This window comes from Rhodococcus sp. IEGM 1306, from assembly GCF_036541985.1.
Taxonomy (GTDB): domain Bacteria; phylum Actinomycetota; class Actinomycetes; order Mycobacteriales; family Mycobacteriaceae; genus Rhodococcus_F; species Rhodococcus_F qingshengii.
Genome location: NZ_JAZHFF010000010.1, coordinates 75,432 through 92,387, shown reverse-complemented (window position 1 = coordinate 92,387; position 16,956 = coordinate 75,432). Strand labels below are relative to the sequence as shown.

At 61.2% G+C, this 16,956-nt stretch carries 15 protein-coding genes; 9 read left to right on the top strand and 6 right to left on the bottom strand.

Annotation, left to right across the window (positions count from 1 at the left end):
- Positions 1-97: 97 nt before the first annotated feature.
- Complete coding sequence (locus tag V3587_RS24720) at positions 98-1,879, top strand: acyl-CoA dehydrogenase (protein ID WP_283377299.1); 1,782 nt, start codon at positions 98-100, stop codon at positions 1,877-1,879.
- Between the two features lies 1 nt (position 1,880).
- Entirely contained in the window at positions 1,881-2,813 is a 933-nt protein-coding gene (locus V3587_RS24715) for an oxygenase MpaB family protein (RefSeq protein WP_080961232.1), read from the top strand.
- An 88-nt stretch (positions 2,814-2,901) separates the two neighbouring features.
- Here V3587_RS24715 and V3587_RS24710 read toward each other — a convergent pair whose 3' ends face one another.
- Complete coding sequence (locus tag V3587_RS24710) at positions 2,902-4,197, bottom strand: HNH endonuclease signature motif containing protein (protein WP_283377298.1); 1,296 nt, start codon at positions 4,195-4,197, stop codon at positions 2,902-2,904.
- A gap of 272 nt (positions 4,198-4,469) precedes the next feature.
- Between V3587_RS24710 and V3587_RS24705 the strand changes: the two genes are divergently transcribed.
- Genes V3587_RS24705 through V3587_RS24695 form a run of 3 tightly spaced genes read left to right on the top strand, consistent with a single transcriptional unit; the run spans position 4,470 to position 8,400 of the window.
- Positions 4,470-6,236: a multicopper oxidase family protein gene (locus tag V3587_RS24705; RefSeq protein WP_283377297.1), complete on the top strand. Its 1,767-nt coding sequence runs from the start codon at positions 4,470-4,472 to the stop codon at positions 6,234-6,236.
- Between the two features lie 36 nt (positions 6,237-6,272).
- A complete protein-coding gene (locus tag V3587_RS24700) occupies positions 6,273-7,487 on the top strand; it encodes a CaiB/BaiF CoA transferase family protein (RefSeq protein ID WP_007732303.1) in 1,215 nt (404 codons plus the stop codon).
- Between the two features lie 16 nt (positions 7,488-7,503).
- Positions 7,504-8,400, top strand: a complete 897-nt coding sequence (locus V3587_RS24695) for a hydroxymethylglutaryl-CoA lyase (protein WP_370852725.1) — start codon at positions 7,504-7,506, stop codon at positions 8,398-8,400.
- A 6-nt stretch (positions 8,401-8,406) separates the two neighbouring features.
- On the opposite strand, the gene V3587_RS24690 is transcribed toward V3587_RS24695, so the two are convergent.
- From V3587_RS24690 to V3587_RS24670, 5 genes are all read right to left on the bottom strand, one after another.
- Positions 8,407-8,712 carry a hypothetical protein gene (locus V3587_RS24690; RefSeq protein WP_283377296.1) on the bottom strand — a complete coding sequence of 102 codons (306 nt, stop codon included), beginning with the start codon at positions 8,710-8,712 and terminating at the stop codon, positions 8,407-8,409.
- Positions 8,713-9,858 (bottom strand): hypothetical protein, encoded by a 1,146-nt coding sequence (locus tag V3587_RS24685; RefSeq protein WP_260457148.1) that lies wholly within the window; start codon positions 9,856-9,858, stop codon positions 8,713-8,715. It abuts the gene before it with no gap.
- On the bottom strand, positions 9,855-10,916 hold the full coding sequence (locus tag V3587_RS24680; protein ID WP_283377295.1) for a sensor histidine kinase: 1,062 nt from the start codon (positions 10,914-10,916) through the stop codon (positions 9,855-9,857). The genes V3587_RS24685 and V3587_RS24680 overlap by 4 nt, the downstream gene beginning before the upstream one ends.
- Positions 10,917-11,047: 131 nt before the next feature.
- A complete protein-coding gene (locus V3587_RS24675; RefSeq protein ID WP_003943509.1) occupies positions 11,048-11,290 on the bottom strand; it encodes a LuxR C-terminal-related transcriptional regulator in 243 nt (80 codons plus the stop codon).
- A gap of 167 nt (positions 11,291-11,457) precedes the next feature.
- A complete protein-coding gene (locus tag V3587_RS24670; protein ID WP_050656944.1) occupies positions 11,458-12,168 on the bottom strand; it encodes a response regulator transcription factor in 711 nt (236 codons plus the stop codon).
- A 183-nt stretch (positions 12,169-12,351) separates the two neighbouring features.
- On the opposite strand from V3587_RS24670, the gene V3587_RS24665 reads away from it, so the two are divergent.
- The 4 genes from V3587_RS24665 to V3587_RS24650 are packed head-to-tail and all read left to right on the top strand — an operon-like array spanning position 12,352 to position 16,700.
- A complete protein-coding gene (locus V3587_RS24665; protein ID WP_283377320.1) occupies positions 12,352-12,876 on the top strand; it encodes a TetR/AcrR family transcriptional regulator in 525 nt (174 codons plus the stop codon).
- On the top strand, positions 12,873-14,357 hold the full coding sequence (locus tag V3587_RS24660; protein WP_007732326.1) for a flavin-containing monooxygenase: 1,485 nt from the start codon (positions 12,873-12,875) through the stop codon (positions 14,355-14,357). The genes V3587_RS24665 and V3587_RS24660 overlap by 4 nt, the downstream gene beginning before the upstream one ends.
- A complete protein-coding gene (locus V3587_RS24655; RefSeq protein WP_283377294.1) occupies positions 14,354-16,069 on the top strand; it encodes a GMC oxidoreductase in 1,716 nt (571 codons plus the stop codon). The genes V3587_RS24660 and V3587_RS24655 overlap by 4 nt, the downstream gene beginning before the upstream one ends.
- On the top strand, positions 16,053-16,700 hold the full coding sequence (locus V3587_RS24650) for a hypothetical protein (RefSeq protein ID WP_283377293.1): 648 nt from the start codon (positions 16,053-16,055) through the stop codon (positions 16,698-16,700). Before V3587_RS24655 ends, V3587_RS24650 begins: the two co-directional genes overlap by 17 nt.
- Positions 16,701-16,956 lie beyond the last annotated feature (256 nt).

The following is a 16,956-nucleotide window of genomic DNA, read 5'->3' as shown; positions in this document are numbered from 1 at the left end:
ACCGTTGTATTCATCGTCTGCAATTGTTACGGTGGCGTTGTATTCGAATGGTGCTCAGTGAGGCGCCTCTGCCGAGATCTCGAGGAGAACAACCGCTATGACAGCGTCGACCTCTTTAGTGCCGAATGATCTGCTGCTCCATCCCTCCACGTACGATCGGCCGGAGTTCGACGCGACCACGCGGAGACTGCTGGGCGCGACCGTCGACTGGTTCGAGGCGCGTGGAAAGAACCGACTCCTGGCCGACTATCACGACAAGATCTTCTACTCCGATTTCCTCGATTTCGCGGCGAAGGAAGGTCTGTTCGCCACACTTCTGACGCCCGCCCGCGACAGTGGTGGCGACTCTGACAAGCGCTGGGATACCAGTCGTATCGCCGCGCTGTCCGAGATCCTCGGCTTCTACGGACTCAACTACTGGTACCCGTGGCAGGTGACCATCCTCGGTCTCGGGCCGGTGTGGCAGAGCGACAACGAGACGGCAAGGGCGCGAGCAGCTTCCGCTTTGGCTTCCGGAGGCGTTGCGGCATTCGGACTGTCCGAGAAAGAGCATGGCGCGGACGTCTACTCCACGGACATGGTCTTGACGCCCAACGGCAGCGGCGGGTACCTGGCCAGCGGTTCGAAGTACTACATCGGAAATGGCAACTGCGCCAACACGGTCTCTGTCTTCGGCCGTGTCGACGGAGTGGAGGGCACTGATCAGTACGTCTTCTTTTACGCCGACTCGGACCATCCGGCATTCACCGTGGTGAAGAACATCGTTCCGGCCCAGATGTACGTAGCGGAGTTCTCACTCGTCGACTATCCCGTTGCGGCAGAGGATATCCTGCATACCGGCGAGGCAGCATTCAGTGCCGCACTCAACACCGTGAACATCGGAAAATTCAACCTGTGTTTCGGCGGAATCGGTATGTCGACTCATGCCTTGTACGAGACGATTACCCACGCGCACAATCGAATCCTGTTCGGCAATCCCGTCACGGCGTTCCCACACGTACGACGTGAATTCGTCGACGCGTACGCGCGCCTGCTGGCGATGAGGCTCTTCTCGGATCGTGCGGTGGACTACTTCCGCACCGCATCGCCCGAGGACCGCCGCTACCTCTTGTTCAATCCCGTCACCAAGATGAAGGTGACAACCGAGGCACAGAAGGTGATCGGACTGCTCTCCGACATCGCTGCGGCAAAGGGCTTCGAGAAGGACAGCTACCTCGCGGTGGCCAAGATGGATGTCGACGGGCTGCCCAAGCTCGAGGGGACCGTCGCCGTCAATCTCGCCCTGATCGCCAAGTTCATGCCGGCGTACCTCTTTGCCCCCGAGTCATTTCCGGCGATTCCGACGCGTAACGACGCAGCCGACGACGAGTTCCTGTTCCGTCAGGGCCCGGCACGGGGGTTGTCCAAGGTTCGATTCGACGACTGGCGAGCGGTATACGCGAAGTTTGCGGATGTTCCCAACGTTGCACTGTTCGTGGAGCAGGCAGAAGCGCTCGTGACCCTTCTAGCCGAAGCTGCACCGGATGCGGCGCAGCAGGTCGACTTGGACTTCGGCCTTGCGATCACCGAACTCTTCACCCTCGTCGTCTACGGCCAGCTGATCCTCGAACAAGCCGAGATCTTGGGATTGGACGAGGGACAGCGGAGCGGTGGGGTGCTGGATCAGATCTTCGATGTCCTGGTCCGCGACTTCAGTGCTGCAGCGGTGGAGTTGTACGGAAAACCCAGCGCCAGTGAAGATCAGCAACGGTTGGCACTCGCATCTATTCGGCGCCCCACGTTCGCGGCGGAGCGATTCGAGTACGTCTGGCAGCAAGTAGTCGCCTTGTCTGGTGCCTACGAAATGAACGGTGCCGGCTCAACGAACGGGGAGGAATGAAATGTCTGAACTGACGATGAATCGACCGCGTGAGGATTACGGCTTCTTCGGCCCAGGATCACCCAGTTGGAAGATCTGGGCCGCGCCGACAGCGCTGATCGGGTTCCAGCGGTCGGTGGTGCTCGAGCACTTCGACCCCTTCTTGGCTGCCGCAGTGGCAGACATGAGCGGGATTTACAGCGATCCGGCCGGGCGACTCGACCGAACCTTGGCGTACTTCCTGACCGTCGCCACTGCCGACGGGCGGACAGCACTGGCGCTGTCCGACCACCTCATGACAGTTCATGCTCAGGCTACGGGCATCGAACCGATCACCGGAACTCGTTACAGCGCAAACAATCCGGCGTCACAACTCTGGATCCACGTGACGGGTTGGCATTCGGTGCTCAAGTGCTACGAGATGTATGGGCCGGGCCCGCTTTCAGCTGTCGAAGAGCAGCGGTACTGGGAAGAATGCGTGATCGCTGCCGAACTACAGACATGCAAGACCTCCGACGTTCCACGCTCCCGAGACGAGGTACGTGAGTACTTCGCTGAAGTCAGGCCCAGATTGTGTACCTCCGAGCGTGCCAACCGGGCGATGCACTACTTGTTGAGAACACCGAGAGCGCAGGGGAAGACGAAGTTCGCGACATTCAGCCGATTGGTCGCGCCGGCCACTATCGCGACTTTGCCCGGCTGGATGCGAACGATGGGTGGGTTCGATCAGCCAGCGTTGTTGGACAGAGCAATTGCGCCCGCGGTGCGAACGGCAGTCCGGTTGGGTAGTTCACCGAAGAACATGACCACTGCTCTGAAAGTCATTGCGCCGATGACGGGCAAGGTGTTGGAGCGCCACCTGCGTGACGAGCAACCCCTGGACCCGAGAGTTGTCACGCCAGCGGAGATTCGGGAGCGATTCCCGCGAGCCGCCAAGGTTGCGCAGGCCGTCTGACGGGTTCGCCACGGTCTGTTGGCACCGCATCGGGGGGATCCCTTCGATGCGGTGCTCGGCCGTGTTCTGTTGTGCCTGAGGTTCGTTCTCAGGTTTTGAATGTGGTGTTCGCTGGGCGCGGTTGCTGCCCGGGGTCGATCGAGGGCGGCGGGATGAACCAGGGTTTGTTGTCGACTCCTATTCGGATTTCCCATTTCCCGACGAACCCGGATTTGCGGTGCATCAGTCGGTGATGTGAACGGCACAGCAGGACCAGGTTGTTCATCACCGTCGGGCCACCGTTGGCCCAGTGCTTAATGTGGTGCGCATCGGTCCAGGCGGGTACGCATGTGCAGCCGGGGAAGGCGCAGCCCTTGTCTCGGGCGATCAACGCGACGCGTTGTTCGGCGGTGACCAACCTCTTTCCTGGTTGCGCATCGAGCGGTGCGCCGTGATCGTCGAGCAGAACAGTGGAGAGGAAGCAGTCACACCCGAGGAGTCTGGTCTGCGATACGGACAGTGGCCCGAGCCAGGGCATGTGCCCGACATCAAGATCCGACGCAGACTCTTCACCATCAGAAGAGGCGGCGCAGTCCCGATGCTCAGCGAGATCCCGAGCATTGATGTGCACGTTCACATGCGGACGCTGACCACCATCGGTACCGGTCTTGGCGCAATCGAGATAGCGGCGAATCAGTTCGGTGAACCCGTCGGCCGTTCGTTTCGCTGCCGACCGAGAATCCGGGGTTCCATCGGGTGCCGGGGTGGGCATCGTCAGATTCGACAACGCCGACAACAGCATTTCGCCGGTGAGGGCGTCGAAATCCCCGCGCACCACCACTCGACCGTTCAATGTCGAGGCGATCCGCAACTCATTGAGATCGACATCTTCGGCGGGCGGGATCTCATCGGATTCGAACAACCGCTCCAAGGTCGCGATCACGTTCCGCACTTTCGTCGTCGTCGCTTCCACACCCGACGCAGCAGCCAACAACAAATCGATGCACTTCGGTAATGCCTCCTCCGGCATGCCTTTCGGTGGTGACTCGCAGAACGCCACGATCAACACCGCATGCTCGAACGAGCAATCCCCGCAATCGAACCGAGCCGCCACAGCCGGAAACGGCCGCAAAGCCGCACCCAACGCGGCGATCTTCTTCCCGTCCCGAACCTGCAGCATCGTGTTAGCCGCCAACCACGCACCCACACCGCGACTGGCAATCACCTGATCATCCGGGCGCAACGACAACTCGTCCACCACCGCCACAAGCACAGCTTCGAGACGAAGAATCTCCGCACTCGCTTCGACAGCAGCAGCGCGCAACTCGGCAGCAGACAACCGCCACAGACGTCCGCGTAACCCCACCGCAGAACCAGACACCACATCCGACAACAAGACACTCATTGAATCCCCCGATCCCCTCCCCAAAGGATACTCGAACATGCGTTCGAGTCAAGGGTATATTCGAATCTTCGGCTTCTCGCAAAGCTGCAAGAGTGCATCCGTTGTCCGCAAACGTGTTTCGTCGTGACGGAGGAGGTCGTCGAGTATGGCGACCGGTGGGGTGGGGTAAGGTCGCCGATTCTCGAGCTTTGGTTGGAGAAGGTGGTCGGTGTTTGACCGTGCGAGCACGCGGGTAACCCGCTCCGGATGCCGTCAGCGTGAGGGGGCCGTGAGTGGACGAGTCACACAAGATCCGTCGCCGATCGTTTGTTCAAGGGCTTGGCCTGCTGGCCGGTCTGAGCGCGTTGTCCGCTGGATCAGCGACGGCTCGACCACCTGATGTCGATCCATTGCGCCCGTTCCAACTTCCGTCACCCCGGCTGGAACCGTTTCGGGAGACCCTTCCTGTCCTGCCGGGCATTTCGGGTGGCAACCTGGAGCTTCGTGCGGCATCGTCGATGCACCGATTCCATCCGGACCTACCGTCGTCGCCGTCGCTGGGTTACGGCGGAATGGATTATCTGGGCCCCACCATCGAAGCTCACGTCGATCAGCTCGTCACAGTCCGATATGCCAATGACATTTCTGCGTATCCGCTTGCCGCGGATGTCGATCCGGGTCTGCACGGCGTCAGCGACCTCGACCGCACACAGGTCCCCACCTCGCTTCACCTGCACGGAGGAGTTACTGCACCGCAGTTCGACGGGCATCCGGAGCTGATTCAGCGTCCGGGCGAAGGTTTGGTTCACGAGTACACGCATGGTCGTGCCGCCGGCAATCTTTGGTATCACGATCACGCCATGGGAATGACGCGCCTCAACGTCTACGCCGGGCTGGTCGGGATGTATTTTCTCCGTGACGACGCAGATACAGGCACCACCGGGAATTCTCTCGGCTTGCCGTCCGGCGAATTCGAGCTTCCGATGATTCTGCAGGACAAGGTCTTCACCTCCGACGGTCAACAGAGTGTCCGTTCCACGTGGCTCACTCCGCAAGGTTCATGGGATCCGGCGACCCCCGGTGACGTTGGCGTGGTGAACGGCGTCGTGTGGCCGAAAGTGGAGGTTGCCCGCGGCCTGTATCGATTGCGACTGCTCAACGCCGCAACCTATTCGGTGTGGAATCTGCATTTCGCAAATCGTATGCGGTTCTGGGTGATCGGGTCCGAAGGCGGTTTACTGGCCGCCCCGGCGCCGACGGATCACGTTCGGTTGAGTCCGGGTGAGCGCGCTGATCTGCTTGTCGACTTCAGTATGCTCGAGCCGGGCACGACGGTGGAATTGCGCAACGACGAACCGGTACCCCTTGCGGTGGCGCAACGCGGCACGCAGGTGATGCCGGTCTTCTGTCGGTTCGACGTGGGCAACGCAAAGGGATTCACCGGCTCGATCCCGCAGCAGCTGAATTCCGTTGCTGCCGAACCGGCGTCCCCGGATGTGGTGCGAAATCTCACGATCATGCAGCTGTCGCGTCCCTCGGATTACCCGTCGATCACCATGTCGCTCAACAATTTGAGGTTCACCGATTCGGATATCGAACTGCCACGTCAGGGAGCCGTCGAGCAATGGAATCTGATCAACATCACCACAGAACCGCATCCGATTCATCTGCATCTGGTGGCGTTCCGCGTTGTGGGGCGCCAGAACATCGACACTGCAGCGCTCATGCAGCGGTATCCGGTACCTGACCTGGGAGTCCGGTGGACGCCGTCGGCCGAGGAATTCGTGACCCCCCCGCTGCGGCCTCCCGAAGTGTGGGAAACGGGGGAGAAGGACACTGTCATCGTGGATGCCAACTCGATTACCCGCGTGATCGTGCGCTTTCCGACGGCCGACGAGTTGGGCTTCGATCCGGATGCAACTTTCGCGAGAGGTTCCATGGCAGATCACTCGGCACACGGAGAAGTCGGCATGGGGGACCTTCAGGGGTACGTCTGGCACTGCCACATGCTCGATCACGAAGACCACGACATGATGTTGCGATATCGGGTGGTGACGTAGCCTTCAAGGGGAGAAAAGTTCCCAGAGGAGGCAGCTGTGTCGGAAGGTGCGCCCACCGGGCCCCTGGACGGTTATCGGGTGATTGAACTCGGAACCTTGATCGCCGGGCCCTTCGCCGGGAAACTGCTCGGCGACATGGGCGCCGACGTGATCAAGATCGAATCGCCGGACCGCCCGGACCCGCTTCGTACCTGGGGTCAGGCCGAGCAGGACGGTCATCGATTCTTCTGGACGGTTCACGCCCGCAACAAGCGGTGTGTGACGTTGGACCTTCGCGTCGACGCGGGACGAGACCTGTTTCTGAATCTGATCGAACATGCCGATGTGGTGGTCGAGAACTTCCGGCCGGGCACCCTCGAGAAGTGGGGCCTGGGATTCGACGTTCTCAGTGCGCGCAATCCGAAGTTGGTGTTGGCCAGGGTATCCGGTTACGGGCAGAGCGGACCGCAAGCCAAGAGCGCCGGCTACGCCTCGGTTGCCGAAGCGGTCAGCGGATTTCGGCATCTGAACGGTTATCCAGGGCAGGCGCCTCCGCGTATTGCCCTTTCGCTCGGAGATTCTCTCGGCGGGATGTTCGCCGTTCAGGGAGTGCTGGCGGCGTTGCTCTCACGAGAGCGGACCGGCCGTGGTCAGGTGGTCGACGTTGCCCTCACGGAATCCTGTCTGGCGGTGCAGGAATCCACGATCCCGGATTACGATCGGGGCGGGATCATCCGGCAGCCCTCGGGAACGAGATTGGAGGGTATTGCGCCGTCCAACATCTATCAGACCTCTGAAGGAAACTGGGTGGTGATCGCAGCCAATCAGGATACGCTCTTCGTGCGTCTGTGCACCATCATGGGGCGACCGGAACTAGCGCATGACGACCGCTTCTCCAATCATGTTGCCCGTGGCAAACATCAGGACGAGCTCGACGAACTGATCAGCGCCTGGGTCGCGCTCCAAGATCCCACCAGCCTGGTGGAACGCCTCACCGAAGTGGGAGTTGTTGCCGGGCCGATCAATACGGTTGAAGATGTCGTCAAGGATCCGCAGCTGATCGAGCGGGGGATGCTCGTCGACCACTACGACGAGCGGATCGGTGAAAACGTCCTCGGCTTGGGCGTCGTGCCTACCTTCAGTGAGACACCCGGATCCGTGCGCAACGCGGGAGCGTCGGCGCCGGGTCACGACAACTCCTCGGTGTGGGGCGGGCTCCTCGGACTCTCGGACGACGAGCAGGCAGAACTGAAGATGAAGGGCGTGATCTGACATGTCGGTACCTGGCGTGGGTATTCCAGCAGTCAGTATTCGTGAAGTCGGACCACGGGACGGGTTGCAGATCGAAGACCCGGTGTCGCTGGCGGAGAAACTTCGTCTTGTCGACGCTCTGGCTGCGACGGGTGTTTCGCGTATCGAGGCGACGTCGTTCGTCTCACCGCGCGCTGTGCCGGCGTTGGCCGACGCGGAATTGTTGGCCGCAGAACTGCACCAGTGGCCCGGCATCGAGTTCTCGGCATTGGTCGCCGGAATCGGTGGAGCGAAACGGGCCGTCGCCGCAGGAATGAAAACCGTCGAATATGTTGTGTCGGCATCGAATGGCCACAGCGAGGCCAACACTCGGTCGACGACGGAGCAAGCGACCGAACGTATCGGAGAGGTCGTCAGGATCGTCCACGACGCCGGAGGACGGGTGGAGGTCATCGTGGCCACAGCCTGGGACTGTCCGTTCGACGGTCCAACCGACCCGGATCGTGTTCTGCGGATTGCGGAGCAGGCCAAGGAGTTCGGTGCTGATCAGTTCTCGATCGCAGATACCATCGGTACTGCCACGCCGGGACGTGTCGGACGATTGATCGACGCTGTGGGCGAAAGAGTAGGTGACTTCGGCTTGGGTGCGCACTTCCACAACACGCGTGGCGCTGGTCTTGCTTGCGCGTTTGCGGCTGTGCAGCACGGTGTTCGAAACCTCGACGCGTCCACCGGAGGTCTCGGCGGTTGTCCGTTCGCTCCCGGTGCCAGTGGCAACATCGCGACGGAGGAACTGGTCTACATGCTCGAAGACATGGGCATTGCGACGGGTATCGACCTGGATGCGAGCATTCGTGCCGCTGCCGTTGCAGAGGAGATAGTGGGCCATACGGTTCCCAGTAATCTTCTCCGCGCCGGCGATCGGAAGCGGTAGGGACCTTTACTCTTCTCGGTTGGGTGATGCCAGCTGCAGTCTGACCAGCTGCTCGTGCGCCGCCGGCGGCCAACCGATGCGCTGCTTCTCCAGATACCAGGCACCGGCGGCAAATGCGATCGCGAGGACGATCCAGATCACGACGCTTCCGATCTGAGAGCCCAGGTCGCTCGACGAGGACACTTCGCCTGTGCTGTAGTCGTATTCCGTTGTCGTGGTGATTCCCTCTACTGCGAAGGTCCACAGAATCGGAAGGGCACACAGTGCGGCGAGGACACGTGCGACATGCGCTGGACGCAGTTCGAAGATCATTCATTTCTCCTGGTGATCGACCCGGTGAATCTCACTCTCCTCGAAAGCTATTCGGGTTCGACGGGCGCTGTCTGTAGTCGAATCGGCGGACATGGACGAGGTGCCGAGCTCTCCCCGGTCCCCCTGCCGTAGCAGCTGCATTCCGTTGTGATCGAACTCGATTCGTCGAACGTCTTCAGTGTCGACCAGCATCGTGGCCATAGCGGTACGCCGAGGTGGAAGGATCCGTATGGTCACTTTTCCTCGCGTGATCGCGGTGAGTTCCCGGACGATGCTCGAGTGGATTCGGTCGCGCACGTCGGGGTTCGCGCCATCCATTCCGTGGTCGTCGAGCAGGACCACTTCGACGCCGCGGTTTCGAGCGGCACGCACAGCATCGATGACATCTGTTTGTTGTAAGCCTGTCGCCCTCAGTGAATCTCGGAGTTGCGCCTCGAGGAGTTCGCATTCTTGCCGCTCGGTGGTTGTCAGTGGAACCCCGGAAGCGACCCGTTCGAGGAGCGGGCGTGCAAGGACATCGAGCCTGTCGAGTTGCGCGTCGCGTTCCTCGAGAATCGCAGCACTGGCGGATGCGGAGGCAATTCGTTGGGTGGACTGCTCACGAAGTTCGTAGATAACCCTGGCTTGAGGACGGATGGTGTATGCGAAGAAGGTCGACATCAGAACAGGGCCCGCGTTGATGACCGTCAACGACACTCCGTACATGGCCCCCTGGCCGGTGGTGGAGGACCAGATGGCGGTCACCAACACCATGAGTCCAAGCCCGAGCCACGCGAGTGCTGTACGCCCACGAACGCACATGAAGGTGAAGACTGCCGTCGACATCCCGAACATCCAGAGTTGAGTCATGTCGTTGACGGGGACGGGAACCACTGACAACACCAGGCCGCTCGTGACGGCGCCGGTCAGAGACACCAGAACGCTCTGCCCCAGCGGCATCGGGTCGCCTCTGCTCAGTACGAGTGTGAAAGCCGCAGTCGAGCACACGATAATTGCCAAGATCATCGGCCAGACTGCGCGGACGTCGGAGGATGTGTAGGCGACCGAGATCACGCAGGTGAGCGCGAAGCATGCAGCCATGAATCGAGCAGCACGGCTGTGCATGCCGAGAAGATCGCGGACATCTCGTCCGTCCGGCCTGGTCATGTCATCACCGCTACGGGCAAGCTCAACGTCAGAGTCACCGAAGTGCCGCGGCCGGGTGACGATCGAATGGTTGCCGATCCGCCGTCGAGTTGACGCATTCTGCCGCGGATGCTGACAGTGATTCCGAGGCGATGCGTCTCGACGGAGCTCGGATCGAAGCCGACGCCGTCGTCGGTGACGACTACTTCGAGGTGGGTGGCGGTTGCCGTGACCGTGACCGAACGCCGTGCACTGCTTCCGGCGTGTTTGACGCTGTTGCGCAGTGCCTCGGCCATCGCACCGGCCATCGCACGAATCGAGTCGGGTGCGTATCCGCTCGGATCAGACCCGTCGGAGAGGGCGGTCTCGAACGTGATGTTTTCGTCCACTTCCGAAGCGGCTGAACGCAACTGAGCGAGGATTCCGTCGAAGTCGAAACTCGTCTCGTGGTCGGTTCCGGAGCGCAGTTCGTCGAGTCTTGCCACCGTCCTTCGCGCCTGAGCGACGACCGAGGGATCGGCGTCGTTTCTCGAAGCAGCGAGCAGAGTCGACATCACGGTGTCGTGGATGAGTGCGTCGAATCTCTCGCGTTCGACGGATTTGGCCTCGGCCGCGGCGGCGCCGGCGGCAGCGGCATGAGTGGTGGCGATGGTCGCATCCAGTACTCGTCCGGTTCGCAAGGCCATGACGGCCGCTGCTACGAAAACCGCGCAGAATGTCCAGGCGAAGGCGAGGTCGGGAACCAACAGGTGCGTCGTGGGACTCGTCCGGATTATGTGATTGGTCAACTGTGCGAGTGTTGCCACTACGAAAAGGTGCACGACGGCAGCGGCCGGTCGCCAAGCTGCAGCGGCAGCAAGGCTGGCGACGCCGGGGGAAATCCACAAGGTGAAATCTGTGACGTGGTCACCATTCCACGCCGGCCACCACAGGAGGATGACCACGACGTAGAGAACCGCATTTGCGCTCGCAGTTCGTTTCACCCATCGGGTGTCGGCGTGGAACGTCGATGCTCCCAGCGCCAGCCCACTACCGAAAGTCGCGACCACCGCCAGTGGAGTCCACCACGACGCAGACATCGTGGTGGCTTCTGCAATCGCAGGGGCAAGCAATATCAGATAGCAGACATAGCCGGCGCCGATGAAACGGCCGAAGAGCCTCAGAATTTCGTCAGAAGCACTGGCTGTTTTGTCGAAAGCAACTCTGTCGATCAGAGTTCGTCGATCGTCACTATCTGATCTTGTATCGCTCGCACGAGTAATTCGCATTTCGTCGGTGCGTTCCTTCCAACGTCGGCATACTTCTCGCGAATCCGCGACAGGTGGGTCCCCACCGTTCCCACGCTGATGTAGAGGTTTTGAGCAACGCGTGACTTCGAATCACTCAGTAGCCATTCCCTGAGAACCTCGATTTCGCGCTCCGAAAGGTGCGGTCCGACGGGATCCTGTGCCATGCAGTTTTCCACAGTGACTGTCATGAGTTTCGTCCTTACTTCTCTGTAGCGGAATGACAGACCCCCGACAGTGCCGTCTTCTTGTCAGATGAATGTAATTCGAAGAGGGAAATTTTTCCCAGACATCAATTCCTCTGCCCATATTTTCAGGGGCAGCGCTGTGAGAGTTATTGTTGCCGAACCTCATTGTTAGTCAAAGTCAGCTTTTTTCCGGAAGTAGGCCGTTCAGGAATTGGTAACACCCCGTCTTCGACCGCGCGTTTGTACAAATCCGTTTTTGTCGGTGCGGGTCGTCCGACAGCCGCATATTTCTGCCTGATGCGCTGGAGGTAGTCGTTAACCGTCTGCGGCGCCAAACCGGTGAGTCGCGCAACTCGATCCGCCTTCTCTCCGGATGCGTAAAGTTCGAGGACCTCGAGTTGTCGAGGGCTCAGACCCACTTCGTCGAGACCTGGATCCCCGTCGATTGCGGCAGCCCACTCTGTCGTCACCACCTGCCTTCCCGACGCGGCGGCGCGTATCGCATCAACCACGACGGCAGTCGGTTCGGACTTGCGTACAACACCCAGTACGCCGGCACGGGCGGCCGAGCGAACGAGGTACGGGTTTTCCGCCCCGGTGAAGATCAATGTCTCGAGCCCGGCGGACCGCAGTTGCTCGACATTGCTCTTGGGCGATGACCCGTCGGCCAGTCGGAGGTCGAGGATTGCCAGATCCAAGGCGACGTTCTGAGCGAGCATCTCGGACACAGTGGTCGCGATGCACACCAATTCGAGGTCCGGCTCGTCCTCGAGCATCACGGACACGCCGATTGCTACCGACTCGTGGTCTTCCACCAACCCGACACGGCGGTGTGGAAATGCTGTTTGCTCTGGCATAGCGATTGTTTCCCTCCGCTCGATGCGAGGACGTTATCAGGCAGAGCTGACTGACCGGTATGTTACGTGTCAAGATTTGAAGTCAGCCTGGACTGTTTTACGTTTCGGCTCTACAGTTGTCTTGTGACCGAGACCACTTCCGATGCGAAAGTAAGCCGTACCCAGGCCGAACGTACAGCGGCGATGCGTGGGCGCCTCCTCGACGCCGCCGTCGAATCGTTGGTCGAGCTGGGCTACGCACGGACCAGCACGCAAGAGATCGCCCGCCGCGCAGGCGTCTCGCGGGGTACGCAACTGCATCATTTTCCGACCAAGGAATCGCTGGTCGTCGCGGCCGTCGAGTATCTGGTCGACAAGCGGCTGGAAGAAATCCTCACCGCTGAAGTGGATCGTGGTCGAGGCCTCGAGGTCCTGTCGGACGCGTTCTCCGGGCCGCTGTTCTATGCCGCCCTCGAATTGTGGGTCGCGGCGCGGACCGATCCCGTTCTGCATGCGGCGACGGTGCCCCTCGAACGCAAGGTGAGTGAGGCGCTCGCGTTCGGCAGCGCCGAGTTGTTCGGTGATCGGTTCGACTCCGAGTCGGTCGAACTCACCATCGAACTCGTTCGTGGGCTTGCCGTCTCAGCCCTGTTTCGTACATCCGAAGCCGACGACGCGCTCAGAGCGCGACTGTTGCCGGCCTGGCAATCCCGAGTGGAGAAGAAGTGAAGCTTCCCGAACATGTCGAAACGCTGATCGTCGGTGCCGGATTTGCCGGTATGGGCTTGGCCGCCAGAATGCTTCGCGACAATCGCGCTGCAGACGTCGTGTTGATCGAGCGTGGAGCTGACATCGGCGGCACTTGGCGCGACAACACCTATCCAGGCTGTGCCTGTGACGTGCCGACGGCGTTGTACTCGTATTCTTTTGCACCGAGCGCCGATTGGAGTCATACCTTTGCTCGTCAACCCGAGATCTACAACTATCTGAAGAAGGTGGCCGCAGACACCGGCATCGTGGAACGCGTAGTCCTGAACTGCGAACTCGAAGCTGCTGTGTGGGACGAGGATGCGGCGCTGTGGCGTATTCGGACATCTCGAGGGTCGTTGACGGCCAAAGCTCTGGTCGCCGCGACCGGAGCGTTGTCGACGCCCAAGATCCCGGATTTTCCCGGTCTCGACCAATTCTCCGGGACCACTTTCCATTCGGCGACGTGGAACCACGAACACGAACTGCGCGGTGAGCGCGTAGCCGTGATCGGAACGGGAGCGTCGGCGGTTCAGTTCGTTCCCGAAATTGCCGACCCTGCTGCCCATGTCACCGTGTTCCAGCGAACTCCGGCCTGGGTGATTCCGCGGATGGATCGCACCCTGCCTGCCGCACAGAAGGCCGTGTACTCGCGGATTCCCGTTACACAGAAGGTGATTCGAGGGTGGGTTTACGGCTTCCGCGAGCTACTCGGTGCCGCGATGTCGCACGCGACGTGGGTGCTGCCTGCCTTCGAGGCGGCCGCGCGCCTTCATCTGCGCAGACAGGTGAAAGATCCGGAGTTGCGCCGGAAACTGACTCCCGATTTCACGATCGGTTGCAAGCGGATGCTTCTGTCCAACGACTGGTTGCGCACCCTTGACCGCGCGGACGTGAGTCTGGTCGACAGTGGGCTCGTCTCGGTCACCGAAAACGGAGTGGTCGACGGACGCGGAGTCGAGCACAAGGTCGACACCATCATCTTCGCCACGGGGTTCACGCCGACGGAACCGCCTGTTGCGCATCTGATCACCGGAAAACGTGGCGAGACGCTGGCCGCACATTGGAACGGTAGTCCCAACGCGTACAAGGGTACTGCGGTCAGCGGGTTCCCGAATCTGTTCCTCATGTACGGTCCGAACACCAACCTCGGACACAGTTCGATCGTGTACATGCTCGAGTCCCAGGCCGAGTACGTCAACGACGCCTTGAACACCATGAAGCGAGAGCGGATCGATGCCCTCGACGTGAACGAGACGGTGCAGGTGCACTACAACAAGGGAATTCAGCACGAGTTGCAGCACACGGTGTGGAACAAGGGCGGATGCTCGAGTTGGTACATCGATCCGGAGGGGCGCAACTCGGTGCAGTGGCCGACGTTCACTTTCAAATTCCGTTCGCTGCTGGAGCATTTCGATCGGGAGAACTACTCCGCTCGCAAGATCGAAAGCGTCGAGGCATGACCGCGACGCACTACGACGTGGTGGTTATCGGTTCGGGATTCGGTGGCAGTGTCGCCGCTCTTCGCCTGACGGAGAAGGGCTACCGCGTCGGGGTGCTCGAAGCCGGTCGACGGTTTGCCGACGACGAGTTGCCTGAAACCAGTTGGAGACTTCGAAAGTACCTGTGGGCGCCGTGGATCGGATGTTATGGGGTTCAGCGCATCCATCTTCTTCCGGATGTGCTCGTGATGGCGGGGGCCGGCGTCGGAGGTGGGTCGTTGAACTACGCCAACACGTTGTATCAGCCACCCAATCGGTTCTTCGAAGACCGTCAGTGGGCGCACATCACTGACTGGCACGACGAACTGGCGCCGTACTACGACCAGGCCAAACGGATGTTGGGTGTTCGCACCAATCCGTCCTTCACTCCTGCCGATGCGGTGATGAAGGACGTAGCCGAAGAGATGGGCGTGGGGGAGACCTTCACGTCCACCCCCGTCGGGGTTTTCTTCGGGGAGGCAGGAGTTTCCGTGCCGGACCCGTTCTTCGGCGGAAAAGGGCCCGAACGCACAGGTTGCACGGAATGCGGGGGATGTATGACCGGGTGCCGAGTCGGTGCGAAGAACACGCTGGTCAAGAACTACCTCCATCTCGCCGAGCAAGCGGGCGCCAGGGTTCATCCGCTCACGACCGTCACCGACCTTCGGCCGGCGGCAAGCGGTGGTTACCGCCTGCTCGCGAGGCGAACGGACGGCGTCCGCCGGCGAGAAGTTCGGTTCACCGCCGATCAGGTGGTGGTTGCCGCCGGAACGTACGGAACGGCGAGACTGCTGCTCGGTATGAAGGAATCCGGTGCCCTGCCGGGCCTGTCGGATACTCTCGGCATCGTCGTACGTACCAATTCCGAAGCCGTACTGGCCGCAACGTCGAAGTCGCGTCGACGGAACTTCACGCAGGGCGTAGCCATCACGTCGTCCTTTCACCCGGATGATCACACGCACATCGAGCCGGTGCGATACGGCAAGGGCAGCAATGCAATAGGACTTCTGCAGACCGTCCTGAGTGACGGCGGTGGGCGAACTCCCCGGGTGCTGAAGACTCTGGCAGTCGCGGCCCGGCACCCAGGAGCGTTCTTGCGATCGTTGTCGGTACGGAACTGGTCCGAGCGAACCGTCATCGCGCTGGTGATGCAGACCGACGACAACTCCCTCGAACTTTCCAAGAACACCAAACGATTCGGGCGCTCCCTCACCAGTAGACCGGGACCGGGCGATCCACCTCCTCAGTGGATTCCGCAGGGTCATACAGCCATTCGCAAGGTCGCCGAGAAGATCGACGGCGACCCGGGTGGTTCCATCGCCGAGATCGTGAACATCCCGATGACGGCACACTTTCTGGGTGGCTGCGCTATCGGTGACAGCGCGTCGAGTGGCGTCGTCGATCCGTATCTGCGTGCATACGGTCATGAGGGACTGCACGTCATGGACGGTTCGGTGGTGAGCGCAAATCTCGGAGTGAATCCTTCCCTGACCATCACTGCGCAGGCGGAACGAGCGTGCGCGATGTGGCCGAACAAGGGTGGCGCGGACGCCCGCCCGAAGACCGGCGAGCCATACGTACGTATCGATCCGACTTTGCCGTCCGATCCGGTGGTGCCGACGCATGCACCAGGCGCTTTGCGGCTTCCCCTGACCATTCGAGCTGAGAAGGTGTCCGATGTGGAGCGTGCCTGAATCGACAAGTGACCGCGTCGATTGGCCGGTGAGTGATCCGCCGCCGTGGCCGGCTCGCGTTCGCGCGACACTGTGGTGGCACCGCAGTACGTCGGCGGCACGCGAGCTCGGCCCGGATGGTCGAACGATTCCGATGACGGTGGCCATGATGGTGGACTACCTCGATTCGCCGGTTGGCCCGTATCGCGAGATCCTCGCCAGTCCGGTCTTGCATGCGCCAGGGAAACGGATCGGGCCTATGCCGCGGATGGCGGTCCCTTTCATCGCGGTGGATTCGGAACCGTCGGTGCACGGTGGGCGAGTCCACTGGCAACTACCCAAGGTGCTGGCCGAGTTCGACGGAGACGTGCAGCAGAAATTCACTGCAACCGGCGACGGATGGCGGGTGCGTTCGGATGCGCGGATGCTCGGGCCGCGTCTGCCGATTGCCGGGGCGTTGGGATTTGCGCAGCCGGAGTCCGGTGGAGGTCTGGCGATCGCGTCGGCAAGGCTGACGGGATCGTTCCGATACGCGCGCGTGAGCGTCGAGGCAGAGGGGCGGACTCTGCCGGACTGGTTGGCTGCGGGCACCCATCACGGCGTCGTGATTCTGGGCGGAAAAATGACTACGGGAGCGGCCAGGCGTCGGTAACGGGGGTTTGACCTGCGAAAAGCGACCAAGGCCGCCCGTCAGTGACCGGGCGGCCTTGGTCGTGTGGTGTGAAAGTCAGGTGTCGACGTCCCACAGGCGCCTCTCGGCGGGTGGTCGCTCGCAGCGACAAAAGGGGTGGGGCCCGGGGCTTGTTCGGACGCCGACAGGGTGTTCAACGGCGGTCTCCCCGGATTTGTTCCCGTCCTTGATATGTGACACCGGTCTCGATTCAACTTAGGCAATCCTTTTCTTGACT